Here is a 23,530-nt window from a genome sequence, read left to right on the forward strand (position 1 = left end):
GCGGGTGCGGGCGTCCGGACGAGTGGCCCGATGGTCATAGTGTGCAAGGATCGGGCCATGGGTGTCAGGGAGAGTGGCGGCGGGAGCGGTGGGGGTGGCGCGGCCGGGCCGGGGCGCGGGCGGCACCGGGTCGTGGTGCTGGTGCGGGACGGGATGCTGCCGATCGAGGTGGGCATCGTGCACCGGATCTTCGGGGAGGCCCGGTCGGCGGCCGGGGAGCGGCTGTACGAGCTGGTGACCTGCGCGCTGGAGCCCGGCGAGGTGCGTACGGACACGGATTTCACGGTGAATGTCGCGCACGGCCCGGAGGCGCTCGCGGAGGCCGACACCGTGGTCGTGCCGGCGTCCGGGGCGGACTACGAAGCCGGTGCGGAGCGGAGCGCCGGGCGGCTGACTCCGGCGCTGGCCGGGGCGCTGCGGCGGATCAGGCCCGGGACGCGGATCGCGTCGACCTGCACGGGGGCGTTCGTGCTGGCCGCGGCCGGGCTGCTGGACGGGCGGCGGGCCACCACCCACTGGCGGTCGGTGGAGGACTTCCGGCAGCTGTTCCCGGCGGTCGAGCTGGACCCCGACGTGCTGTACACGGACGAGGGCGGGGTGCTGACGGCGGCCGGGGTCGCCTCCGGGATCGATCTGTGTCTGCACATGGTCCGGTGCGACCACGGGGCGGCGGTGGCCAACGATGTGGCGCGGCGGACGGTCGTGCCGCCACACCGGGAGGGCGGGCAGGCGCAGTACATCCGGCGGCCGGTGCCGGAGCCGCAGATCTCGTCCACCGGGGTGGCGCGGGCCTGGGCGCTGGAGCATCTGGACCGGCCGCTGAGCCTGCGGGAGCTGGCGGCGCGGGAGTCGATGAGCGTACGGACCTTCACCCGGCGGTTCCGGGAGGAGGCCGGTGTCTCGCCGCTCCAGTGGCTGACGCGGCAACGCATCGAGCGGGCACGGCAGTTGCTGGAGGAGACGGACCTGACGGTGGACCGGATCGCGGCGGAGGCGGGCTTCGGGACGGCGGCCTCGCTGCGGCAGCATCTGCAGTCGGCGCTGGGGGTGTCGCCGCGCGCCTATCGGAGCACGTTTCGGGGGCCGGGGGGTGGGGGCGTGGACGGGTTGGTGGCTTGAGGGGGCCGTTGTTGAGGAGAGGTGTTGAGGTGGGGCTCTGGGGGCCGGTGAGGTGCGGGGCGTGGTCGGCGGGCTGAAGGGCGTGCCGGGCGCCGGGGCCGGGCGGGTGGCGTTGTCAGTGGGTGGTCGTACGCTGGCGGTGTGTGGCGATGTACGGGACCGCGCTGGTCGGGTGGCGGGTCGGGGCCGGAGGGGCGGTTCGGGCAGCGGCTCGGCTGGTATTGCGCCGAGCGGGGCGAGGCGCGGGTGAGTCCGCTCCCCGCGGGCAAGCAGCTGGCCTTCGCCGCGCGGGGTGAGCGGCTGTGTCTGGGGGTGTGGCGGGCCGGCCGCTGGATCGTGTGCCCGTACGGGGCGGTGCTCGACGGGGCGAGCGCCAGGGACCAGTGTGCGCGGTGCGCCCAGTTGGACCGGTCGCGTTCGGTGGCCGCGGACACCATGGCCGACGATCCGCGTCCGTACGCCGTCTATCTCGCCTACTTCGGCCCCGGCCTGCTCAAGGTGGGGATCACGGCCGCCGAGCGCGGCCCGGCCCGGCTGGTGGAGCAGGGGGCGGTGGCGTACGCCTGGCTGGGCCGGGGGCCGTTGATGGCGGCGCGGCGGGCGGAGGCGCTGCTGGGGAGCGCGCTGGCGGTGCCCGACCGGTTCACGAAGGCGGCCAAGCGGGCGGCGCGCGGGGCGCTGCCGCCGCTGCCGGAGCGGGCCGACGAGTTGGCTCAACTACACGGCGCCGCGAAGGGGTTGGCGGGCTGGCCGGAGACGCTGGAGCCGGTGGAGTTCGCCTGCGCCGACCATGCGGAGCTGTTCGGGCTCGACCGGATTCCGGGGGAGGTGGCGGAGCTGGGCGGGATGACGCCCGGGGCGGAGATCGTGGGGGAGGTGCTGACCGGGGTGGGGGCCGATGTGTATCTGCGGTTGGCTGGGGGCGGGGTTGCCGGTGGCAGTGGCAGTGGCAGTGGCAGTGGTGGTGCCGGGGCCGAGGGCGGGAGCGGGCGCGGCGTCGGGGAGGGGGACGCGGCCGGGGGTGGGGTCGCGGTGCTGGATGCGCGGCTGTTGTCGGGGTGGGTGCTGGGGGCCGCCGTGGGGCGGGTGACGACGGTGCCGGTGCGGGCCGCGGTGCGCGGGGCGGGGGACGGGGCGCGGGAGGGGGCCGGCGGGCAGGAGGGGTTGTTCTGAGGGGGTGGGGGCGTTTGGATGGTGCGTGCAGGTAGTGGGTGGGCCGGTGTGGCTCAGCGGGCTGTGTGGGCCTGCCACGGCCGGGTGGTGCCGGTCGGTGCCGCGTCGCCTGGCGCGTACCGGTTCGTGCCGTAGGGGCGGGGCCGTAGGGGGGAGGCCGTAAGGGCCGGACCCTGAGGGCGGACGGTGAGGGAGGGGCCCTGGTGGCGGACGGGGACGAGCGGGTCGGCGCGTTCTGGCGGGAGTTGGGGCTGCCGGGGCTGATCGACGTGCATACGCACTTCATGCCCGAGCGGGTGATGGCGAAGGTCTGGGCGTACTTCGACGCGGCCGGTCCCCTGGTGAACCGGGAGTGGCCGATCGCCTACCGGTACGAGGAGGACCAGCGGCTGGCGGTGCTGCGCGGCTTCGGCGTACGCGCCTTCACCTCGATGATCTATCCGCACAAGCCGGGGATGGCACGGTGGCTGAACGGCTGGGCGGCCGACTTCGCGTCCCGTACGCCGGACTGCCTGCGGACCGCGACGTTCTTCCCGGAGGACGGCGCGGCGGAGTACGTGCGCGCCGAACTCGCCGACGGGGCCCGGGTCTTCAAGGCGCATGTGCAGGTGGGCGGGTACGACCCGGCCGGTGCGCTGCTCGACCCCGTGTGGGGCGCCCTGGCCGAGGCCGGGGTGCCGGTCGTCACCCACTGCGGGTCCGGCCCGGTGCCGGGCAAGCACACCGGGCCCGAACCGATCGCCCGGCTGCTGGCCCGCCACCCCCGGCTGCGGCTGATCATCGCGCACCTGGGGATGCCGGAGTACGCCGACTTCCTGGACCTCGCGCAGCGCTATCCGGGTGTGTACCTCGATACGACCATGGCGTTCACGGACTTCGCCGAGCGGGACGCGCCGTTCCCGCGGGCGGAACGCGGCCGGCTCAGGGACCTCGGCGAACGGGTGCTGTTCGGCAGCGACTTCCCCAACATCCCCTACGGGTACGCCCATGCCCTGGAGGTGCTGGCCGGGCTGGAGCTGGGGGACGACTGGCTGCGCGGGGTCTGTCACGGGAACGCGGCGCGGCTGTTCGGCGTGTGAGCGGGGCGGCCACGGCCGCGGCCGCGGTGGCGGTCGGCGGGCGGGCCGCCGTCAGGGTGTCGTGAGCGGGGTGGCGGCCGCGGCCAGATGAGCCATTGCCGCGCCCAGGTCGGCGAGCGTGGCCTCGTCCGTCACGCGTTCCGTGGTGGGGTCGATCTTCGGGCCGATGGCGGGGATCTCGCGGCAGGCGCCCGTCACGACCTCGCCGGTCATCATCCGCAGCACCTCGCGGAGCTGGGCGTTGGCGTGGTCACCGCCGCTGGGGGACGGCGAGGCGGTGATCACCGCGACCGGCTTGCTGACGCATTCGCCGCTGCTGACCAGCCAGTCGAGCGCGTTCTTGAGGGCGCCGGGGACCCCGTGCGCGTATTCGGGGCTGACGACCAGCAGGGCGTCGGCGGCCGCGACGGCGGTGCGCAGGGCGGCGACCGGGGCGGGGGGCGTGGCGCCCTCGCCGTCCAGATCGGGGTTGAAGTGCGGGAGCCCGCCGATGTCCGCGGTGGCGGAAGGGCCGTCCCAGAAGGTGAGCGCGGAGCGCAGCACCGCACCGTTGGAGGAGCGCGCACGCAGACTGCCGGAGAGGGCGATGAGTCTCATGGGGCCGACGGTACGTGGCGACCGGGGCGGGGTGCGGCGGCGCGTGGGCGGACGGGTGCGGTGAGTCGGACGTGAGGTGGGGCGCGGGGGCTTTGGGTGGGTGCGACCGCCGCGGGTGCGGGAGCCGGAGGTGGTGCCTGAGGGAAGGAAAGTGCTGGTCAGAGCGATTGTCAGTGGTGGGTGCGATGCTTAAGAAGTGGTGATCGACCTGGACCGCGCGGGGGGCGGCCCAGGTCGGTCCACACCGGTCGGACACGGGGGAGGGGGAAGGAAAGGGGGCCACAGAGCATGGCGGATTCTCAGGAGATTCACAGGAAGCCGCAAGGGAGCTTTCACGGCGGGCGGTCAGGCTCCCGGCATGACCGTGACTTCCTCGTCCTCAGCGTCGTTTCGTATGCCGGCTCCGGCGTCGTCCTCCAGGGGCGCGCCCGGTAAGCAGCCGGAGCTGTTGCGGCCCGACGGCAGTCCCGTACGGGTGCTGGTCGTGGACGACGAGTCCTCGCTCGCCGATCTGTTGTCGCTGGCGCTGCGCTACGAGGGCTGGGACATCCGCGCGGAGGGGGACGGCGCCGGTGCGCTGCGCTGTGCCCGTAGTTGGCGGCCGGACGCGGTGCTGCTCGATGTGATGCTGCCGGACATGGACGGGCTGACCGTGCTCGGGCGGCTGCGGCGTGAACTCCCGGACGTACCGGTGCTGTTCCTCACCGCCAAGGACGCGGTCGAGGACCGGATCGCCGGACTGACGGCGGGTGGCGACGACTACGTCACCAAGCCGTTCAGCCTCGAAGAGGTGGTGGCCAGGCTGCGGGGGCTGCTGCGCCGGGCCGGGGCGGCGGCGGCGCGCAGCGAATCGCGGTTGACGGTGGGTGATCTGGTGCTCGACGAGGACAGCCACGAGGTGTGGCGGGACGGCCAGGAGATCCATCTGACGGCCACCGAGTTCGAGCTGCTGCGCTATCTGATGCGCAATCCACGGCGGGTGCTGAGCAAGACCCAGATCCTCGACCGGGTCTGGAGCTATGACTTCGGCGGGCAGGCCAACGTCGTGGAGCTGTACATCTCGTATCTGCGGCGGAAGATCGACGTGGGGCGGGCGCCGATGATCCACACCCGCCGGGGTGCGGGTTATCTGATCAAGCCGGGTGGGTAGCGGGCGATGAGTGGGAAGCCCGCCCCTAGAACCGTTCCGGGACCCGTCCCGGGGCCCGCTCCGGCCAAGGCCGCCGAGCCGCCCCAGCCGCCCGAGCGGTCCGTGCCGCTCGGGCCGCTCGGGCCGTCCGAGCGATCCGAGCTGTCCGAGCCGCCCCAGCAGCCCGCAGCGGCCCGTGCCCCCCGTCGCCGGTGGTCGCTGCGGACGCGGCTCGTGGTGTCGGCGGTGGCCCTGATCGCCGTCGTCGGTGCCGTCATCGGGACGGTGACGACCATCGCCCTGTACTCCTACATGCAGGGGGAGTTGGACGTACGGCTGCGGGATTCCGTGCACCGTGCCCAGTTCGTGCGTCCCCATGACCCCATGCCGCCCCAGGACGGTCTGGAATTCGTGGCGATGGGTGGCCAGCCGCTCGGGTCGGTGGGCGGGCGGGTCGGGCCCGACGGGACGGTCACGGACGGTGCGAAGCTGGACAACCCGACCGGACGGATGCCCGAGGACCGGTTGGCGAAGCTGACCCGCGCGCAGGTCAGGGCGCTGAACTCGGTTCCGCGGGACGGCCGTCCGCACACCGCCGAGCTGCCCGGACTCGGTGACTACCGGGTCGCGTCCGCCAAGGGCGACCGCCCTCTGGTGCTCGGCATGCCGCTCACCGATGTCCAGAAGACCGTCGGCCGGCTCGTCCTCATCGAGGCCTGTGTGACGGCCGCCGGGCTGGCCGCGGCCGGGCTCGCGGGATCGGCCATGGTCGGCATCGCGCTCCGCCCGCTGCGCCGGGTCGCCGCGACCGCCACCCGTGTCTCCGAACTCCCGCTCCATCAGGGCGAGGTGGCGCTGCATGTCCGGGTCCCGGCGTCCGAGTCGGACGGGCGTACGGAAGTGGGGCAGGTCGGGGCGGCGCTGAACCGGCTGCTGGGGCACGTCGGTTCGGCGCTCGCGGCCCGGCAGGAGAGCGAGACCCGGGTGCGGCGGTTCGTCGCCGACGCCAGCCATGAGCTGCGTACCCCGCTCGCGTCGATCCGCGGCTACGCCGAGCTGACCCGGCGCGGGCGGGAACAGCCCGGACCGGAGACCCGGCACGCCCTGGGGCGGATCGAGTCGGAGGCCGAGCGGATGACGGGGCTGGTGGAGGACCTGCTGCTGCTCGCCCGGCTGGACTCCGGGCGCCCGCTCGCGTACGCGCGCACCGATCTGTCGCCGCTGGTGGTCGACGCGGTGAGCGACGCGCGGGTGGCCGGTCCCGGTCACCGGTGGCGGCTGGAGCTGCCCGAGGAGCCGGCGCTGGTGTACGGCGATGCCGGACGGTTGCACCAGATTCTGGTGAACCTGCTGGCCAATGCGCGTACGCATACGCCGGAGGGGACCACGGTGACGGCTCGGGTGCGTGCGGTCGCGGGCGGGGCCGCCGAGGCCGCCGGGGGCGCCGGGGGCGGCGGGGCCGTTCGTGGCGCGGCCGCCGGGGCCGTGGAGCTGGAGGTTCAGGATGACGGGCCGGGTATTCCGGCGGAGTTGCTGCCGCATGTCTTCGAGCGATTTGCCCGGGGGGATGCGTCGCGGTCGCGGGGCGCTGGGAGTACGGGGTTGGGGCTTGCGATTGTGCAGGCGGTGGTGGCTGCGCATGGTGGGACGGTGCGGGTTGGGAGTGTGGTGGGGCGGACCGTCTTCTCGGTGACGTTGCCGTCTGTGGGCGTGGGTCCGCTGCGCGGGGCTGTCGGGGTGCGGTGACGGGCCTCCGGGGCAGGGGTGTGGGACTGCTTCGCTTTACGTCCCACACCCCTGCCCCTCCGGCCCGTCCCCTCCCGTTGGGGGGTGGGAAAACGGTGGGTGGTGGCGTACGCCGGTGGGCCCGTGCACCCCGTTGAACGCAGAGAGCAGCCCGCGCCCCAGAGGCAGCCCCCGTACAGCTGAGGCAGCCCCCGCGCCCCAAAGACAGCCCCGCGGCCCAAAGACAGCCCCGCGAGAAACACCCCACCCCAGGTCACACCCCCCCGGCCCCCGCCCCCCGCCCCCGGGGCACTCACAGCCCGGACACAGGCACAGCACACTGCCGTGACAGCGGGGATGGTGACTGTCGTCCTATGACGACGACACAGCCGGCCCGCGCTCCGCTGGGCTCCCTGCCGCCGCGTGAGCATCTGCGGCTCGGTCAGATCGCGACCGTTCTCGATGTGGTGATCCCCGTCTACAACGAGGAGCGCGACCTCGAAACCTGTGTGCGGCGGTTGCGTGAGCACCTCGCCCGGACCTTTCCGTACGGCTTCCGGATCACCATCGCGGACAACGCGAGTACGGACCGGACGCCGGAGGTCGCCGCGCGGCTCGACGAGGCGCTCGACGAGGTCACCGCGGTGCGGCTGGAGCAGAAGGGGCGCGGGCGGGCGCTGCGCACCGTCTGGTCGCTCTCCGAGGCGCCGGTGCTGGCCTATATGGACGTCGATCTGTCCACCGACCTCAACGCGCTGCTGCCGCTGGTGGCGCCGCTGATCTCCGGGCACTCGGACCTGGCGATCGGCTCCCGGCTCAGCCGCAGCGCGCGGGTGGTGCGGGGGCCGAAGCGGGAGTTCATCTCGCGGACGTACAACCTCATCCTGCGGGGCTCGCTCGCCGCCCGGTTCTCCGACGCGCAGTGCGGGTTCAAGGCGATCCGCGGCGAGGTCGCCGCGCGGCTGCTGCCGATGGTCGAGGACACCGGATGGTTCTTCGACACCGAGCTGCTGGTGCTCGCGGAGCGGGCCGGGCTGCGGATTCACGAGGTGCCGGTGGACTGGGTCGACGACCCGCACAGCACCGTGCAGCTGGTGCGGACGGCCACCGACGACCTCAAGGGCGTGTGGCGGGTGGGGCGGGCGCTGGCGACCGGCGGGCTGCCGCTGGACCGGCTCGCCCGGCCGTTCGGGGACGATCCGCGGGACCGTGAGCTGGCCGGTGTGCCCGGCGGGCTGGCCCGTCAGCTGGTCGGTTTCTGCGTCGTCGGCGGGCTGAGCACCCTGCTCTACCTCGCCCTCTTCTCCTTCTTCCGCCTCGGCACGGGCGCCCAACTGGCCAACGCGGCCGCGCTGTTGCTGTCGGCGCTGGCCAATACGGCCGCCAACCGGCGGCTGACCTTCGGGGTGCGCGGCCGGCGCCGGGCGGTCCGCCATCAGGCCCAGGGCCTGGTGGTCTTCGCCATCGGACTGGTGCTGACCAGCGGCTCCCTCGCCGCCCTCGAAGCGGCCGGCGGCACCGCCTCGCACGGCACCGAACTCGCGGTGCTGGTGGCCGCCAACCTCGCGGCGACGGTGCTGCGGTTCCTGCTCTTCCGCGCCTGGGTCTTCCCGGACCGCGACCGGCGGGACGAAGGCGCCGCCCCGGCGCACCCCTCGTACGACAACGATCTCACCAGGAGCACTCGATGACCCCGCAGCACCGGCCCGGCACACCCGCCCCGCCGCCGACCACCGCACAGGGGAGCGCGCCGGCCGCGGCCGACGAGCCCCCGGCGCCCCTGGCACCGGCGCCGGCCGCGCGCTGGGAGCGGCCCACACTGCTGGCGTTGCTGCTGGTCACCGCGGTGCTCTACCTCTGGAGCCTGTCCTCCTCCGGGTACGCCAACCAGTTCTACTCGGCCGCCGTACAGGCCGGCAGCGAGAGCTGGAAGGCCTTCTTCTTCGGCTCGTCCGACGCCGCGAACGCCATCACCGTCGACAAGCCGCCGGCCGCGCTGTGGCCGATGGCGCTGTCCGTACGGCTCTTCGGGCTCAGCTCGTGGGCGGTCCTGGTGCCCGAGGCGCTCATGGGCGTGGCGGCGGTCGGGGTGCTCCACGGGGCCGTACGGCGGCGGTTCGGCGCGGGGGCGGGGCTGCTGGCGGGCGCGACGCTGGCGGTGACGCCGGTCGCGGCGCTGATGTTCCGGTTCAACAACCCCGATGCGCTGCTGTGCCTGCTGATGGTCTGCGCGGTCGCCTGTGTCCTGCGCGCCCTGGAGCGCGGCCGGACGAAGTGGCTGGTGCTGGCCGGGGTCTGCTTCGGGCTCGGCTTCCTCACCAAGACGCTGCAGGCGTGGCTGATCCTGCCACCGCTCGCCGTCGTCCACGCCTGCTGTGCGCCGGTCGCGCTGCGCCGGCGGTTCGGTCAGCTGCTGCTCGCCGGGCTGGCGCTCGTGGTGTCCGGCGGCTGGTGGGTGGCGCTCGTCGAGCTGTGGCCGGCCGCCTCGCGCCCGTACATCGGCGGGTCGCAGGGCAACAGCTTCCTGGAGCTGACCTTCGGCTACAACGGCTTCGGGCGGATCACCGGCAACGAGAAGGGCAGCGTCGGGGGCGGCGGCCGTCCCGGTGGCGGCGGTGGCGGCTGGGGCGAGACCGGGATCACCCGGCTGTTCTCCTCCGACATGGGTGGGCAGATCTCGTGGCTGCTGCCCGCGGCGCTGATCCTGCTGGTCGCGGCGGTGGCGGTGCTGTGGCGGGCGCGGCGTGCGGTGGCCGCCGAACAGGCCGCTCAGCGCACGGAGTTCCTGGTCTGGGGCGGCGCGCTGCTGATGACCTTCACGACCTTCAGCTTCATGTCCGGGATCTTCCACCAGTACTACAACATCGCGCTGGCCCCGTATGTCGCGGCGCTGGTCGGGATGGGGGCGGCGCTGTTGTGGCGGCGCGGCGGTCGGCTCGCGGCGTACGTCCTGGCCGGGACGGTGGCGGTGACCGCCGGATGGTCGTTCGTGCTGCTGAACCGCTCCCCGGAGTGGCTGCCGTGGCTGCGCTGGACGGTGGCTGCGCTCGGCCTGCTCGCGGCGCTGGGACTGCTGCTGTCGGCGCGGAAGGGGGCGGCGGCACCTAAGGAGGCGGCGGCGCAGGAGGAGGCGGCGGCCGCGGAGGGGGCGGTGGCTCCGGACGGGGCACCCGCCGTGGACGGGGCGCCCGTGGCCGGTGGCGCGCCGGTGCGGGCGGGACGGCGGCTCGCGGTGGTCGCGGCCGGGCTCGGGGTGGTGACGGCGCTGGCCGGTCCGGTGGCGTACACGCTCGACACGGTCAACACGGCCAAGGGCGGGTCCATCGTCACGGCCGGTCCCACGGTGCGCGGCGGTATGGGCGGGCCCGGCGGCCGGTTCCCGGGCGGCGGGATGCCCGGCCGCAACGGCGGCGCCCCGGGCGGTGCACTCGGCGGCGCTCCGGGCGCGGGCCAGGGCCAGGGCGCCGGCCAGGGCCAGGGCCGGCCCCCGGGCGGCCCGCAGGGCACCAACCCGGGCCAGAACCAGGGCCAGAAGCAAGGCCAGAACCAGGGCCGGAACCAGCACAGTGCCCAGGGGTGGCCCGGGGGCCGGGGTGGCTTCCCCGGCGGTATGGGCCGCTCCGGTGAGGGCGGCGGCCGGATGGGCGGTATGGGCGGGCTGCTCAACGGCGCCAAGGTGAGTGACCGGGCCAAGGCGCTGCTGGCGAAGGACGCGGACGACTACACCTGGGCCGCCGCGGCCATCGGCTCCCAGACCGCCGCGAGCTACCAACTCGCCACCGAGAAGCCGGTGATGGCGATCGGCGGCTTCAACGGGAGCGACCCCTCGCCGACCCTCGCCCGGTTCAAGGAGTACGTCGCGGACGGAAAGATCCACTACTTCGTCGCGGGCGGACGTCGCGGCCCCGGTGGCAACGGGGGCGACGCCTCGGAGATCTCGGCCTGGGTGACGAAGACCTTCGAGAAGGTCACCGTCGGCGACGCCACCTTCTACGACCTGACCGCCCGGAAGACGTGACGGGGGGCGCCACCAAGTGATCCGGGCGGGGCGCGCCCGGCAGCCAGACGCGGGCGGGGCTCGCCCCCCGGCAGCCGCGCCCCGCCGGGACACGTCCCCCGTCCGGCCGAAAACGAAATGTACGGCGTATAGCGCTCCCTGTACGGTGTAAGTCAACGCCCACACCGGACAGGGAGCCCATATGTCCCCCGTGGCCTCCGACGCCACCACCACACTCCAGCCGCCGGGCCGGACCGCCGCCCGCTGGCTGATCCTGGCCGTCATCTGCCTCGCCCAGCTGACGGTCATCCTCGACAACACCGTCCTCAACGTCGCCATCCCCTCGCTCACCGGGGACCTGGGCGCGAGCACCGCCGACGTGCAGTGGATGATCAACGCCTACGCACTGGTCCAGTCGGGCCTGCTGCTCACCGCGGGCAACGCCGCGGACCGCTACGGCCGCAAGAAGATGCTCGCCGTCGGCCTGGTGCTGTTCGGTGCCGCCTCGCTCGGCGCCGCCCTCGCCCAGTCCCCCGGCCAGCTCATCGCCGCCCGCGCCGGGATGGGCGTCGGCGGCGCGCTGCTGGTGACCACCACCCTCGCCGTCGTCATGCAGATCTTCGACGACGAGGAGCGCCCCCGGGCGATCGGCATCTGGAGCTCGGTCAACTCGCTCGGCTTCGCCGCCGGACCGCTGATCGGCGGTGCGCTGCTCGACCACTTCTGGTGGGGCTCGCTGTTCCTCGTCAACCTCCCGGTCGCGGTGCTGTCGCTGGCCGCCGTCCTCACCCTGGTCCCCGAGTCCGCGAGCGGCGGCGGGCCCGGCACGCGCCCGGCCGGGGCGACGCCCGTGGACCTCCCGGGTGCCCTGCTGTCCATGATCGGCATGGTCGGGGTGGTCTTCGCGATCATCTCCGGGCCGGTCACCGGCTGGCTGTCCGGGCGGGTGCTGGTCTCCGCCGCCATCGGCCTCATCGGTCTCGCGGCCTTCGTGCTGTGGGAGCTGCGCGTCCCGTATCCGATGCTGGACATGCACTTCTTCCGCAACCGCCGGTTCATCGGGGCCGTCTCCGGCGGCATCCTCGTCGCCTTCGGCATGGGCGGCTCGATGTTCCTGCTCACCCAGCATCTGCAACTGGTCCTCGGCTACGGCCCGCTGGACGCCGGACTGCGGATGGCGCCGCTCGCCGTCACCGTCATCCTGATCAACTTCACCGGGCTGAGCGCGCGGCTGCTGCCCAGGCTCGGCACCCCCGGCATGATCGTCTCGGGGATGTCGCTGCTCGCGGCCGGTCTCGCCGCCATCTCCCTGCTCGGCGGCGACAGCTACAGCGGCATGCTGACCGGCCTGATCGTGATGGGCGTCGGGGTCGCCTTCGCCATGCCGACCATGGCCAACGCCATCATGTCCGCGATCCCGCCGGCCAAGGCCGGGGTGGGGGCGGGCGTCAACGGCACGCTGATGGAGTTCGGCCAGGGGCTCGGCGTCGCCGTCCTCGGCGCGGTCCTCAACTCCCGCTTCGTCGCGCTGCTTCCGCTGGCCGCCGCCGGTGCCGGCTCGCTGCCCGCGGCGCTCGCCCGGACCCGTACGGACGCCGAACGGGCCGCCGTGCACGACGCCTTCGCCGCCGGTATCGGCACCAGTCAGCTGGTCGGCGCGGCCGCGGTGCTCCTCGGCGGGCTGGTCGCCGCCGTCCTGCTGCGCCGGGCGGAGCGCACCGGCCAGGACACCGCGGCACCGGCCCCCTCCTCAGGTGCGGAACCGGCGGCCGCCGCGGCGGAATAGCATCGGCGGGGACATGATCGTGAACGGCGGGTGCCGACGGCGCGTATGACACCCGTACGCGCCGTCCACCGGACACGACGCCGCACACGACACCGACGACGACACCCAGGACGTCGAAGACGCTCAGGGCAGGGAGGGGCGCCATGGCAGCGACGGACGGCCGTACCGGAAAGCGGCCGAACAGCGTCTGGCTGACCGAACGCCCCCCGCTCAAGCGGAAGGCGGACCAGCCGGCCGGACTCGACCGCGACAAGATCGTCGCGGCGACGGTCCGGCTGCTGGACGCCGAGGGCCTGGCGAAGTTCTCCATGCGCCGGCTCGCCGCCGAGCTGGGCGTCACCGCGATGTCCGTCTACTGGTACGTCGACACCAAGGACGACCTGCTGGAACTCGCCCTGGACCACGTCATGGGCGAGATGCGGCTGCCGGACGAGGCCGACACCGGCCGGGACTGGCGGGACCATCTGCGCTCACTGGCCCACGAGTACCGCACCCTGCTGACCGGCCACGCCTGGGTGGCCCGGCTGCTGGGCACGTACATCAACATCGGCCCGCACTCGATCGCCTTCTCCAACGCCAGCATGCGGGTGATGAAGGAGAGCGGGCTGTCGCTCCAGCAGATCACCGGCGGGCTGTCCGCCGTCTTCCAGTTCGTCTACGGCTTCGCGACCATCGAGGGCCTGTTCAACGCCCGTTGCGAGGAGGCGGGGATGCCCGTCGACGACTACTTCCAGCAGGTGCTGGCCTCGGTCCGGAACCGTCCGGAGTTCGCGGAGACGGTGGAGAACTCCACCAAGGTCATGGAGGCCCGCGGCGGAAGCACCGTACGGGAGATGCGCGACCGCGACTTCGCGTTCGCCCTCGACCTCCAGATCGCCGGGATCGAGGCGATGCGGGACCGGGCGGGGGAGTGACGCGCGCGGGCCCGGGGGAGACCCGGAGGCCTCACCCCGTCGGCAGGCTCTCCCCCTGCACCGCCTGGACGTCCAGCTCGACCTTCAGCGTGGTCCCGATGGCCGCGATACCGGCCGCCACGACCTGGTTGTAGTTCATCTTGAAGTCCTCGCGGCGCAGTTCCGCGGTGGCCCGGAACGCGGCGCGCACCCCGCCCCAGGGGTCGGGGCCGGTGCCGAGGTAGCTCAGCGCCAGGTCCACCGGCCGGACGACACCGTGCAGCGACAGCTCGCCGTGCACGGTCCAGCGGTCCGGCCCGGCCGGTGCCAGTCCCGTGCTGCGGTAGGTGATCTCCGGGTACTCCTCGATGTTCAGGAAGTCCTCGGAGCGCAGATGGCCGTCCCGCATCCCGTTGCCGGTGTCGATGGAGGCGGCCTTGATGACGGCCTCGACCCGCGAGGCGCTGAGGTCCTCAGCGATCTCGATCCGGCCGCTGAACTCGGTGAACCGGCCGTGCACGCTGGAGATCCCCAGGTGCTGGGCGACCGCCGCCACCGTCGAGTGCATCGGGTCGATGGTCCAGGTACCGGGCGGCGGCAGCTCGGCCCCGCCCTGCCGGGCCAGGACGACGGTGCCGACGTCCATCCGGCCGCTGGCCGTCACGATCGCGCTGGAGGCGGCCGGTGCGTAGCCGACGGCCGTCACGATGACCGTGTACGGGCCGGCCGGCAGCGGCTCCGCGCTGCGGAGGGTGCCCTCGTCGTCCGCCGAGGCCCGCAGCACCTGCGCGCCGGTCATGTCGGTGACGGTCAGTACGGCGTGCTGGACCGCCCAGCCGTCCCGTGTGCGGACCTGGGCCCTCAGTCCCGCAGCTCCCGCGCCCGTCGAAGTCATTGCCTCTCCCGTTTGTTGCCTGGTGGTGTCCCCGTGCTCCCGGGGTCCCCGTCCGAAGCGGAGCGGGGGACCCAGGAGCACGGGGGAAAGTGTGCGGGCTCCGGACGGCGGCGTGCAGGCCGTCCCCTGCCTGTGCGCAGCGCCGCCGCCGGAGCCCTGGGTCCGGTCCGGGGCGCGCCTCCGCTCAACGCGCGCGCCGGACCGGGGTATCGCTCCCGGGTGAGATCCCCGGGCCCGGGGGGTTTCAGTCCCCGGGATGCGCGAGTTCGACGTCGTAGCCGTCGACCCCGTGCGCCTCGACCGCGAGGCCGGTGGCGACGGGCGGGTAGCCGCTCGCGATGACCGTGTAGTCGCCGGCGTCCAGGTCGGTGAAGGCGTAGGCGCCGTCCTCCCCGGTCGTCGAGGTGGCCACGACATTGCCCGCCGCGTCCACCAGCGTGACCCGTGCGTCGGGCAGCGGCCGGCGGTGCGCACCGGCCCGCACGACGCCCTGCACCCGCGCGCCGGACAGCAGCTCGATCTCGATCCGGGTGGTGCCCTGGCCGCCGATCTCGACCGGCAGCGCGGCCGGGCGGTGATTCGGGGCGTTCACCGCGACGGTGAAGGTCCCGGGCGCCAGCTCGTCGAAGGCGAAGTGGCCCTCGGCGCCGGTCTTTCCGGTGGCCAGCACCTCGCCGCGGACGTCGGTGACGACGACCATCGCCCCGTCGACCGGTGCGCCGGTGGCCGCGCTGCGGACCTGGCCGCCGAGGCCGCTGGTGCCGCTGAGCAGGATGTCGTAGGCGTGCGGCGCCTCGCCGATGACGACCGTGGACGCCTGCGGCTGGTGGCCGTCGGCCGCGGCGATCAGCACGTACGAGCCGGCGCCGGGGGCGTCGAGCACGTACGAGCCGTTGGCCTGGGCGACCGCGCGGCCCAACTGCCGCCCGCCGAGCGAGATCAGCGTCACCGCGGAGCGCGGTACGGGGTTGCCCTCCGCGTTCCGGACGAAGCCGTGCACCGCGGGGCCGGACGGGATGCCGTCCCCGCCGCCGGCCGAGGCGTACGCCGCCAGCGGCCGGGTGGCCGTCGCGGCGGCCGGGCGCGCCCAGGAGGGCGTGTGCGCCGTGTCGTCCGGGGCCACCGGGGCGGCGCCCACCAGGGCGGGCTCCCGCTCCTCGGCCTGCGCCGGGATGACGGCCTCCGGGGCGGCGGCCGGGGCCTGGGCCGGGACGGCCGCGGCCTCCTCGCCCTCCGAGCTCTGGGCCAGTCCGCCACGCGTCTTCAACGCGACCTCCTTGATGAACAGGGTGAAGAGGAAGGCGAGCAGCGCACAGGGCGCCGCGTAGAGGAACACATCGCCGACACCGTGGCCGTAGGCGCTCTCCATGACGGTGCGCAGCGGCGCCGGGAGGGCGTCCAGGTCGGGGATGCCGCCGCCGCTGTTGCCGGCGCCGTGGGCGGCGGCCTTGGCGGCCTTCGGGCCGAGGTCGGCCAGCCCGTCCTTGACGTAGTGGGTGACGCGGTTGGCCAGCACCGCACCGAGGGCCGAGACACCCACCGCTCCGCCGAGGGAGCGGAAGAAGGTCACGACGGACGAGGCGGAGCCGAGGTCCTCCGGGGCCACCTGGTTCTGCGTGGCGAGCACCAGGTTCTGCATCATCATGCCGATGCCCAGGCCCATCAGCGCCATGAAGATCGCGATGTGCCAGTACTCGGTGTCGTAGCGGATGGTGCCCAGCAGACCGAGGCCCGCGGTCACCAGCACACCACCGCTGACCAGCCAGGCCTTCCACTTGCCGGTCTTGGTGATGACCTGGCCCGAGACGGTGGACGAGACGAACAGGCCACCGATCATCGGGATCGTCAGGACGCCGGACATGGTCGGCGACTCACCGCGCGCCAGCTGGAAGTACTGGCTGAAGAAGACGGTGCCGGAGAACATCGCGATACCGACGAACAGCGAGGCCACCGACGCCAGGGTGATCGTCTTGTTGCGGAACAGCCGCAACGGGATGATCGGCTCCTTGGCCTTGGTCTCGACGAAGACGAAGACCGCGCCGAGCACGACCGCGCCGCCGACCATCGCGGCGGTCTGCCACGACATCCAGTCGTACTTGTCACCGGCCAGCGTCACCCACACCAGCAGCAGCGAGACCGCCGCGCTGATGAAGAACGCGCCCGCCCAGTCGACCTTGACGCCCTCGCGCCTGACGACGGGCAGCTTCAGGGTCTTCTGCAGCACGATCAGCGCGATGATCGCGAACGGCACACCGACGTAGAAGCACCAGCGCCAGCCGAGCCAGTCGGTGTCGGTGATGACGCCGCCGAGCAGCGGGCCGCCGACGGTGGCGACGGCGAAGGTGGCGCCGAGGTAGCCGCTGTAACGCCCGCGCTCCCGCGGCGAGATCATCGCGGCCATCACGATCTGGGCCAGGGCGGACAGACCGCCCACGCCTATGCCCTGCACCACGCGGCAGGCGATCAGCATCCCGGTGTTCTGCGACAGACCCGCGACGACCGAGCCCGCGACGTAGATGACCAGCGCGACCTGCACCAGCAGCTTCTTGCTGAACAGGTCCGAGAGCTTGCCCCACAGCGGGGTGGTCGCGGTCATCGCCAGCAGCGAGGCGGTGACCACCCAGGTGTAGGCGCTCTGCCCGCCGTCGAGGTCATGAATGATCTCCGGCAGCGCGTTGGAGACGATCGTCGACGACAGAATGGCGACGAACATGCCGAGCAGCAGCCCGGACAGCGCCTCCATGATCTGACGGTGCGTCATCGGGGCTCCGTCGGAGGCGTGCTGTCCGCCCCCGTGTCTGGCGTGGCCGCCCCGCACACCGGCTGGTGTGGTCGTAGCCATGTAGTTCCTTTTCATCCTGCGGGTGTACGGGTGGGGTCGTGATGTGCCCGGGGACGGCAGTCGCCGAAGCTCGTGCGGAGCCTGGCGAGGAGCTCGGTGAGCTGCCCGACGTCGTCGTCGGACCAGTCGTCCAAGTGCCGGGCGAGCGTGGCCGTGTAGCGCTCGGCGAGCTCCGCCAGCAGCGCGGTGCCGCTCGGGGTCAGGCGCAGCAGCCGTGAGCGCTTGTCCGCCGGATCGGGCTTCCGCTCGATCCAGCCGCGCTCGGCGGCGTGGGCCACATGCCGGCTGGTCACCGACATGTCGATCGCGAGCAGCTCGGCGAGCTGGCTCATCCGCATCTCGCCGTGCCGGTCGAGCAGGGCGAGCACCCCGGCCGAGGCGGGCGGGCACTCCTGGGGCAGCATCCGCCCCATCTCGCGCTTGACGGCACCGATGGCGCTGAGTTGCCTGGCCAGCTCCTCGTACTGACTGTGAGCTGCCACCGGCTCCTCCACGCATCCCTCGCACATCTTTTGTTGCTTGGGGCAACCATAGGCAAGTTGGTTGCTGAAGGCAAACGATTCGTCCAGGGTTGAAGTAAAGGGGGTCAAAAGTCTGGACCGGGGATTGGTCAATGGAGTCGCCGAGGCGGACAAATCCGCAGGTCGGAGGCCGGATGGCGGCCACCGCCCGATACCGGTCGGTAGCGGGACACCCTCAGACGACCTGCCCGCGCCCCCGCCCACGCCCCGTACGCGTCCGGTGCCCGCTCCGCAGGCGCCCCCGGCGGTGCGGTGCGGGCGCCCCAGGGGTGCCGCCCCGCCCTTGGTTCGCTAGGGTCCTTGCCCATGGCGACCAACCCGCAGAACCAGGCCGGCGGCAACTACGACCCGGCGGGCAGCACGCAGATGTTCCGCGCCTTCGTGGACGAGGGCGGCACCCCGCAGGCCGGCAGCCGCCGCGCCGCCGCCCCCCAGCAGCCGGCCGGCCCCCGCGTGGGCCTCATCGTCGGTGTGATCGTCGCCATCCTGGCCGTGGCGGGCGCCGCCTGGCTGGCCCTCTCCTGAACAACTCCCGCACCACACCGGGCCCGGCATCACGATGCCGGGCCCTTGCTCTTTCCGCGCCCCGTGCGGCAGGGGCCCGCCCCAGCGCTTCCCACAGCCTGTGGACACGGAAGCGGAGTGCCGCGGCGGCCGCCTCCGCCGACCCGGCTCCTGCGTGACGGAGCCCCGGTCCGGCGCCTGAAGGGGGACCGGCCCCCCGTCCGTCCCCGGCCGCTCTCAGACCGCCGCCACCAGCCGCTCCGCCGACCGGTGGGCCGTGTCCAGTACGCCGCCCAGCTCCCCGTAGACCAGCCGACCCGCGCGCTTGACCGGGCGGCCGTCCACCAGGACCGTGTCGATGTTGCCGGGGTGCGCGGCGGTCACCACGGCGCCGATCGGGTCGTGGGCGACCGGGGCGAGGTTGATGTCGTCGGCGCGCAGGAGCACGAGGTCGGCGCGCTTGCCGACGCCCAGCGAGCCCACCTCGTCGGCCAGCCCGAGGGCCTCGGCGCCCTCCGCGGTGGCCATGCGCAGGACGTCGGCCGCCTTGACCGTGGCCTCGCCGTCACCGTCGCCGTCGAAGTGACTGCTCATCAGCGCGGCGCGCATCTGCGAGAACATGTCGCCCGGCGCCGAGGTCACCGCGTCCGCGCCCAGGCCGGTCGGGATGCCCGCCCGGCGCAGCCGTCCCGCCATCGGGGCGCCGAAGCGCATCGATGCCTCGATCGCCGGCGTGATCGCCACCGCACCACCGGACTCGGCGATCAGCCGCAGCTCGGAGTCGGGCAGGGAGTTGCCGTGCACGTAGAGGGTGCCGGAGGTCAGCAGCCCCTGCTCCTGGAGGGCGGTGATCGGCCGCATCGCCACCGGGCCCGCGGTCACATGGACGGCGATCGGCAGCCCCAGCTCACGGGCCAGCAGCCAGTCCTCCCGGACGGCCTCCGGCGGCGCGAAGGACGGGCCGACGGGCGCCAGGGCCATCGTGAGCAGTGCGTCGCGCGAGGGGAAGTACCGGGCGTGGACCTCCCGCACCCAGTCGGCCCGCCGGGCGGTGTCGTCGAAGACGGGGTAGCCGTAGCCGAAGACGGCGCGGATGCCCGCCTCCTCCAGCGCCTCGACGGCGGCCGCGCTGTGCTCCGGCGTGTACTGGACGTGCGAGAAGTCCTGCACGGTGGTGACGCCCGAGTCCAGGCACTCCAGCGCGCCGAGGAGATTGCCGGTGTACACGTCGGCGGGCGTGAAGCGGCCGGAGAGGTCGCCGAGAATCCGGCCGAGGTAGCTGTCGAGGCTCTCGTCGACCGCGGCGGACCGCAGGACGGCCTGCCACAGGTGCCGGTGGGTGTCGACGAAGCCGGGCAGGACGACCAGCTGCCGGGCGTCGATCACTTCCAGGGTGCGGTCGGACTCGTCGCAGGGCAGCCCGCGGCCCACGGCGGCGATCCGGCCCTCCTCGACGAGGACGTCGGTGTGCGGGTGGACGACGGGGTGGGGGGCGGTGTCGATGACCAGGCCGCCGCGCAGAAGCAGGCGCGGTGAGTGGTGGCGCTCGGTTCCCATGGCAAGTCATCCTCTACACGTTCGGAAGAAAGCTTTATAGAAAGCTATCATGATGCTGATCTATCCTGCCGACGTGACTGCTCCACCCGGACCGCGCCCCGACCCCGTCGACGCCCTGCTGGACGCCTGGCGCACCGAGCTGCCGGACGTGCTCCGCCCGTCGACGGAGCTGTCCAAGCGCATAGCCCGGCTCGCCCGTGCCCTGGACCAGGCGACCCGCGGTGTGCTGCCCGAACTCGGTCTGACCGTCGCCGAGTTCGACATCCTGGTCGCCCTGCGCCGGGCGGGTGAGCCGTACCGCATGAAGCCGAACGAACTGGCCCGCGCCCTGCTGCTGTCCTCCGGCGGCATCAGCAACGTCGTCAACCACCTCGCCGGCCGCGGCCTGGTCCGCCGCGAGCCCTCGCCGGACGACGGCCGGAGCACCATGATCAGCCTGACCCCGGACGGGGTGCGCACGGCCGAGCGCGCCGTCCGCGCCAACGCCGACGCCCATGAGGCCCTCTTCGCCGAGGCGTCCCCCACGACCCTGGACGCGGCCACCCGGGCCCTGCGTGACGTGGACATACGCCACACCGCCGCCCCGCGCCCCATACGGACCGGACGGAATCCCAGCCGCTCCTGAGACGGCCGGGGACGGGCCGCCCCACCACGGAGCCCCGGACCGGGCGGGCCCGGGACTCCCGTGGGGTGGGGCAGCGGCCGGAAGCGGCGGTTCAGGCCTGGTCGGCCGCCGCCTGGAGCGCGGCCATATCGATCTTCTTCATACCGAACATGGCCTTCATGGCACGGGCCGCGCGCTCCTGGTCCGGATCGTTCAGGATCTCCGCCATGCCACCGGGCGCCACCTGCCAGGACAGCCCGTACTTGTCCTTCAGCCAGCCGCAGGGACCCTCTTCGCCGCCCTCGGAGAGCTTGGCCCAGTAGTAGTCGATCTCGTCCTGGTCGGCACAGGTGATCATCAGGGAGATGGCCTCGGAGAAGGTGAACTCCGGGCCGCCGTTGAGCGCGAGGTACTCCTGGCCGTCGAGCTCGAACTCCACCGTCAGCACGGTGCCGGCCTCCCGCGGGCCCGCCTCGTTGTAATAGGTGACTGTGTTGATCTTCGAGTTCGGGAACACCGAGCAGTAGAACTCGGCGGCTTCCTTGCCTTGGGTGTCGAACCAGAGGTTGGGCGTGATCTTGGGCATGGTCTCTCCCTGGGACGGTTCGCGGCCGGTGGCCGCGTCGGTGCCTCTATAGACCGTCGCACCGCTCGGAACTCATCGCTATCCAGGGAGAGGCCTTCGCGGGCAGGCGGGGGAGCGCGGCGGAGCGGCCGGGAGAGCGTCCCGGCGGCCCGCTCCGGCCCTGGCCGTCGGTGACGGCTCCGGCCGCCTCCGGTGGCACACCCGGGGGCCTCGGGTGGCCCGCCCCGGCGGCCTCACTTCCAGCCGAACGTCACGTCCTTGGTGTCGAGGTGCATGCCCGCCGGCACCCGCCAGCCGTCCACACACACCCGCCAGCTGCCGGTCTTCCGCTTCCCTGGGGCGAGCGGCAGCGGGAGCTTGTGGGTGGAGCTGATGGTGGCCCAGTCGATGCCGAGGCCGCCGATGATGTGGGTCCCGAAGGTGACCGTGCCGGCGGTGACGGGCCGGTCGCCCGTGTTGAGGAACTCCAGGGTGACCTTCTCGCACCAGCGCACGTCGGTACCGGACCGCCCGGGCAGGCCGATCAGCAGGCCGTCGGGGGTGTCCGGGCCGGCCGGAAGGGTCGGGGAGGGCGGTTCGGGGTCCGGGGTGCCGTGCGGCGGCGTGGGATGGCCGGGACGCGAGGGGGAGTTGGGCGCGCTCGGGGAGGCCGGGGGCGTGCTGCCGCCTCCGTGGCCGGGGCGCGTTCCCGTGGGGCCCGGGGAGGAGCCGGGCCGGGCACCGGAGGCACCGGGGCGGCCGGGCGGCCGCGCGCCGTCACCCGCGTCGCCCCTGCCGGAGCCGCCGGACGCCCCGGAGCCGGGCCGGCCGGTCTCCGTACCGCCGCCACCGCCGTCCCTGCCGCCGCTGCCGCCTCCGTGCCGTCCACGGCCCCCGTCGCCGTCCAGGGGCGTCAGCTCGACGCGGCCCTCGGGCGGTACGGCCTGGGTCGGCCCCCGGCCGTCGGCGGGCCCCGCGGCGCCCACCGCGGCATGACCCGCGCCGGCGGTGCTGCCGCACCCCGTGAGCAGGACACCCAGACACAGCACGGCCGCGGAGGCGGAGGCAACAGTCGTCGTCCGTCGCATGGGGGGCAGTGTTGCTGACGATACGTCAGGTGTACAGAGGTCCGGCCGCCGGACTCGTGGAGGGCCGAATCGCCTGGAGGCCCGAATCACCGCATAGCGGGATGGCTGAATCGGCGGGGAGGTTGACGGCCGTGCGCGGGAAGGGCCGGACGGGCCGGGCGACATGATGCGCCGGGACGCCGGGACCCGCATCAAGTACGCGGTCCACGAGCCACCTTGGGAGACCTGAAGCCATCACGGGCGTCGGCTCACCTCACGAGCCCATGAAGCCAGGAAGTCACGAAACCAGGAAGTCACGAAGCTGCGAAGCCACGAGACCACGAAGCCACGAAGCCGCGTACGGCCGCCTCTGGCCACGACGGCTCTGCCGGCCACCTATCGCTCTTCTGCGGCTTCTCGTACGGAACTTCGGTCGGCCGGGGCGGGAATCCCCCGCACTGCGCCCCGCCTTCCTCCTGCTGGTCCTGCTGGTCCTGCTGGTCCTGCTGGTTGTGCTCCTCGTGTTCCCTTACGACTGTCCGCCGAGCGGCACGAGGCGTTGTGCAGCCCCTCGGCGGACCGTTCCTCAGTCCGAGATGAGGCCCTCGCGCAGCTGCGCCAGGGTGCGGGTGAGCAGCCGGGAGACATGCATCTGGGAGATGCCGACCTCCTCGCCGATCTGCGACTGCGTCATGTTGGCGAAGAAGCGCAGCATGATGATCTGGCGCTCGCGGGCCGGGAGTTTGGCCAGCAGGGGCTTGAGGGACTCGCGGTACTCCACGCCCTCCAGGGCGCTGTCCTCGTAGCCGAGGCGGTCCGCGAGGGAGCCCTCGCCGCCGTCGTCCTCGGGGGAGGGGGAGTCGAGCGAGGAGGCCGTGTAGGCGTTGCCGACGGCCAGGCCGTCGACGACGTCCTCCTCCGACACCCCCAGGCACAGCGCCAGTTCGGGAACGGTCGGGGAACGGTCCAGCTTCTGGGATAGCTCGTCGCTGGCCTTGGTGAGGGCGAGCCGCAGCTCCTGGAGCCGGCGCGGGACCCGGACCGACCACGAGGTGTCGCGGAAGAAGCGCTTGATCTCGCCGACCACGGTGGGCATCGCGAACGTCGGGAATTCCACGCCGCGTTCGCAATCGAAACGGTCGATCGCCTTGATCAGGCCGATCGTGCCGACCTGGACGATGTCCTCCATCGGCTCGTTGCGGCTGCGGAAGCGGGCCGCCGCGTAGCGGACCAGCGGGAGGTTCAGCTCGATGAGCGTGTCGCGGACGTACGTACGCTCCACGCAGTCCTTGTCGAGCGAGGCCAGCCGCAGGAACAGGGAGCGGGAGAGCGTGCGGGTGTTGATGGAGTCGTCGTCATGCACGTGCGGTGCGGGCGCGGGAATCGCGGGAAGCACCTTTGAGCTGCCCAGTTCTACGGACATGCCACCCCCTTGAGGTCGCGGTCGGGTCGCTGCGGCGCTCCTCGGACCGGGGCG

The 23,530-nt window shown here is 73.2% G+C and carries 19 protein-coding genes; 11 read left to right on the forward strand and 8 right to left on the reverse strand.

Annotated elements, in window-relative coordinates; all coding sequences use genetic code 11:
- The first annotated feature begins 57 nt into the window (after window positions 1–57).
- The 3 genes from ACWC9R_RS00650 (at window position 58) to ACWC9R_RS00660 (ending at window position 3,371) form a co-directional block, all read left to right on the forward strand.
- Window positions 58–1,119 carry a GlxA family transcriptional regulator gene (locus ACWC9R_RS00650; RefSeq protein ID WP_450727581.1) on the forward strand — a complete coding sequence of 354 codons (1,062 nt, stop codon included), beginning with the start codon at window positions 58–60 and terminating at the stop codon, window positions 1,117–1,119.
- A gap of 246 nt (window positions 1,120–1,365) precedes the next feature.
- On the forward strand, window positions 1,366–2,292 hold the full coding sequence (locus ACWC9R_RS00655; protein ID WP_450727886.1) for a DUF2797 domain-containing protein: 927 nt from the start codon (window positions 1,366–1,368) through the stop codon (window positions 2,290–2,292).
- A 203-nt stretch (window positions 2,293–2,495) separates the two neighbouring features.
- Window positions 2,496–3,371: an amidohydrolase family protein gene (locus ACWC9R_RS00660; protein WP_450727583.1), complete on the forward strand. Its 876-nt coding sequence runs from the start codon at window positions 2,496–2,498 to the stop codon at window positions 3,369–3,371.
- Window positions 3,372–3,422: 51 nt separating this feature from the next.
- On the opposite strand, the gene ACWC9R_RS00665 is transcribed toward ACWC9R_RS00660, so the two are convergent.
- Window positions 3,423–3,968 (reverse strand): NADPH-dependent FMN reductase, encoded by a 546-nt coding sequence (locus ACWC9R_RS00665; protein WP_450727585.1) that lies wholly within the window; start codon window positions 3,966–3,968, stop codon window positions 3,423–3,425.
- 394 nt (window positions 3,969–4,362) lie between these two features.
- On the opposite strand from ACWC9R_RS00665, the gene ACWC9R_RS00670 reads away from it, so the two are divergent.
- The 6 genes from ACWC9R_RS00670 to ACWC9R_RS00695 all read left to right on the forward strand — a co-directional run bounded on the left by ACWC9R_RS00670 (window position 4,363) and on the right by ACWC9R_RS00695 (window position 13,519).
- On the forward strand, window positions 4,363–5,118 hold the full coding sequence (locus tag ACWC9R_RS00670) for a response regulator transcription factor (protein ID WP_362604087.1): 756 nt from the start codon (window positions 4,363–4,365) through the stop codon (window positions 5,116–5,118).
- A 6-nt stretch (window positions 5,119–5,124) separates the two neighbouring features.
- Window positions 5,125–6,843: a sensor histidine kinase gene (locus ACWC9R_RS00675; protein ID WP_450727587.1), complete on the forward strand. Its 1,719-nt coding sequence runs from the start codon at window positions 5,125–5,127 to the stop codon at window positions 6,841–6,843.
- A gap of 353 nt (window positions 6,844–7,196) precedes the next feature.
- Window positions 7,197–8,513, forward strand: a complete 1,317-nt coding sequence (locus ACWC9R_RS00680; RefSeq protein WP_450727589.1) for a glycosyltransferase — start codon at window positions 7,197–7,199, stop codon at window positions 8,511–8,513.
- A complete protein-coding gene (locus tag ACWC9R_RS00685; protein ID WP_450727591.1) occupies window positions 8,510–10,840 on the forward strand; it encodes an ArnT family glycosyltransferase in 2,331 nt (776 codons plus the stop codon). The genes ACWC9R_RS00680 and ACWC9R_RS00685 overlap by 4 nt, the downstream gene beginning before the upstream one ends.
- A 181-nt stretch (window positions 10,841–11,021) precedes the next feature.
- The gene (locus ACWC9R_RS00690; protein WP_450727593.1) at window positions 11,022–12,605 is read left to right on the forward strand and encodes an MFS transporter; all 1,584 of its coding nucleotides are present in this window, start codon (window positions 11,022–11,024) and stop codon (window positions 12,603–12,605) included.
- Between the two features lie 143 nt (window positions 12,606–12,748).
- Complete coding sequence (locus ACWC9R_RS00695; RefSeq protein ID WP_450727595.1) at window positions 12,749–13,519, forward strand: TetR/AcrR family transcriptional regulator; 771 nt, start codon at window positions 12,749–12,751, stop codon at window positions 13,517–13,519.
- A gap of 31 nt (window positions 13,520–13,550) precedes the next feature.
- On the opposite strand, the gene ACWC9R_RS00700 is transcribed toward ACWC9R_RS00695, so the two are convergent.
- From ACWC9R_RS00700 to ACWC9R_RS00710, 3 genes are all read right to left on the reverse strand, one after another.
- Window positions 13,551–14,393 (reverse strand): YceI family protein, encoded by an 843-nt coding sequence (locus ACWC9R_RS00700; RefSeq protein WP_450727597.1) that lies wholly within the window; start codon window positions 14,391–14,393, stop codon window positions 13,551–13,553.
- Between the two features lie 244 nt (window positions 14,394–14,637).
- On the reverse strand, window positions 14,638–17,235 hold the full coding sequence (locus ACWC9R_RS00705) for an MFS transporter (protein ID WP_450727599.1): 2,598 nt from the start codon (window positions 17,233–17,235) through the stop codon (window positions 14,638–14,640).
- 11 nt (window positions 17,236–17,246) lie between these two features.
- Window positions 17,247–17,717 carry a MarR family winged helix-turn-helix transcriptional regulator gene (locus ACWC9R_RS00710; RefSeq protein ID WP_450727601.1) on the reverse strand — a complete coding sequence of 157 codons (471 nt, stop codon included), beginning with the start codon at window positions 17,715–17,717 and terminating at the stop codon, window positions 17,247–17,249.
- Between the two features lie 345 nt (window positions 17,718–18,062).
- Here ACWC9R_RS00710 and ACWC9R_RS00715 point away from each other — a divergent pair, with 345 nt between their 5' ends.
- Window positions 18,063–18,281, forward strand: coding sequence for a hypothetical protein (locus tag ACWC9R_RS00715; RefSeq protein ID WP_450727603.1), 219 nt, complete (start codon window positions 18,063–18,065; stop codon window positions 18,279–18,281).
- 216 nt (window positions 18,282–18,497) lie between these two features.
- Here the strand turns inward: ACWC9R_RS00715 and ACWC9R_RS00720 are convergent, their stop codons facing one another.
- On the reverse strand, window positions 18,498–19,817 hold the full coding sequence (locus tag ACWC9R_RS00720; protein WP_450727605.1) for an amidohydrolase family protein: 1,320 nt from the start codon (window positions 19,815–19,817) through the stop codon (window positions 18,498–18,500).
- 73 nt (window positions 19,818–19,890) lie between these two features.
- Between ACWC9R_RS00720 and ACWC9R_RS00725 the strand changes: the two genes are divergently transcribed.
- Complete coding sequence (locus ACWC9R_RS00725) at window positions 19,891–20,442, forward strand: MarR family winged helix-turn-helix transcriptional regulator (protein ID WP_450727607.1); 552 nt, start codon at window positions 19,891–19,893, stop codon at window positions 20,440–20,442.
- A gap of 91 nt (window positions 20,443–20,533) precedes the next feature.
- Here ACWC9R_RS00725 and ACWC9R_RS00730 read toward each other — a convergent pair whose 3' ends face one another.
- The 3 genes from ACWC9R_RS00730 to ACWC9R_RS00740 all read right to left on the reverse strand — a co-directional run bounded on the left by ACWC9R_RS00730 (window position 20,534) and on the right by ACWC9R_RS00740 (window position 23,476).
- Window positions 20,534–21,007 (reverse strand): VOC family protein, encoded by a 474-nt coding sequence (locus tag ACWC9R_RS00730; protein WP_450727609.1) that lies wholly within the window; start codon window positions 21,005–21,007, stop codon window positions 20,534–20,536.
- 233 nt (window positions 21,008–21,240) lie between these two features.
- Window positions 21,241–22,074 carry a hypothetical protein gene (locus ACWC9R_RS00735; RefSeq protein WP_450727611.1) on the reverse strand — a complete coding sequence of 278 codons (834 nt, stop codon included), beginning with the start codon at window positions 22,072–22,074 and terminating at the stop codon, window positions 21,241–21,243.
- Between the two features lie 565 nt (window positions 22,075–22,639).
- Window positions 22,640–23,476 (reverse strand): RNA polymerase sigma factor SigF, encoded by an 837-nt coding sequence (locus ACWC9R_RS00740; protein ID WP_362603885.1) that lies wholly within the window; start codon window positions 23,474–23,476, stop codon window positions 22,640–22,642.
- Between the last annotated feature and the right edge of the window lie 54 nt (window positions 23,477–23,530).

The sequence above is a fragment of the Streptomyces sp. NPDC001219 genome, assembly GCF_053597915.1.